The following is a 1,166-nucleotide window of genomic DNA, read 5'->3' as shown; positions in this document are numbered from 1 at the left end:
AATAATAAGAATACCGATTGCTATCTGGCCATGGCGAGCCTTCATTTCGCCCCGATCTTCCAAGATCTTCACTGCAAATACGGTACTGCTGAAACTTAATGCGAAAGCGATAAGTGCAGCCGCCTGCCAGTCAAGTGATCCTAGCCAGGCAAGTCCAATTAAACCTGGTATCAGCAATAGACCAGAAATAACAATAATTAGTAATGCCATATGCACGCTGGCAGTACCCCACACTTCAGGTGCCAGTAAGTTACGCAAACGCAATTTAAGACCGATCGTAAACAGCAACAGGGTAACGCCCAAATTAGCAAACTTTTCTAATGCTGCTCCACCTTCAATACCTAAGGCATGTAAGGCAAAACCAGCACATAAAAAACCCACCAGTGGTGGCAGGCGGAGCTGTTGAGAGGTAAAACCAAGAATCAAGGCTATCAATAACCAAAGAGGATACATATAGTGCGCCTTATTTGAAGTATTACGACAAAATTATAACTCGAAATAATGGCTCATTATACATACGGCCACTCATTAAAACCCCTCGGCTTCACGGCCGTGCCGGTTCGATTCCGGCCCGAGATTCCTACCCAATTATTGGGTTATTGTCTCCCTAAAGTTAAATAACCTAACTGTCTGCTTTGGGTCGGAAGCAGTCATATTACGTCGGAGCGAATACAGATTAGACGTTTCAAGGCAAAAAATAAAAGGTACTCCCAAAGACTTCTGACTTACGGGTAGTTCGCACCACGTTGTTTTCCTAGTGACAGAGTTTTGAAACAGTCTTTTTGTTTCTTATTGTGCTGGCTGAATGTTTAGCTAAACGTAGTTTGAAAGTTACACGGAGGAAAATCAACAGAAGCCAAATCTCCACGGATTAAGCATGGCAGTAAGCCGAGCAACAACAACTGTTAACAAGAGATATTCACTTTATTCGCCCAACAGAAAAAGGCCTACGCTATCTCAATACATTGATAGAACTCTTTTTGCCTTAAAAATAACCCATCGATTTATCTAATAAAATCAGACGCCATCGATTATTTCAGCACCTTCGGCCAGTTGCGATTAGCTCGTTGAATATTACCTCGTACATCGCTAAGCCACTTCCGTTGTACACCTTCACTCAAATTGAGATAAAGTTTATCGTCGACAATAGACCAAGCATCAGGATT

Annotated in this window: 1 protein-coding gene; it reads right to left on the bottom strand. The window is 42.4% G+C overall.

Annotated elements, in window-relative coordinates:
* Positions 1–453, bottom strand: a 453-nt coding sequence (locus AC3AYF_RS21455) for a cation:proton antiporter domain-containing protein (RefSeq protein WP_487780494.1), incomplete at its 3' end; no start/stop codon positions are given.
* Between the last annotated feature and the right edge of the window lie 713 nt (positions 454–1,166).

The organism is Salinicola sp., assembly GCF_982684285.1.
This window is presented reverse-complemented; position numbering and strand designations above follow the sequence as displayed.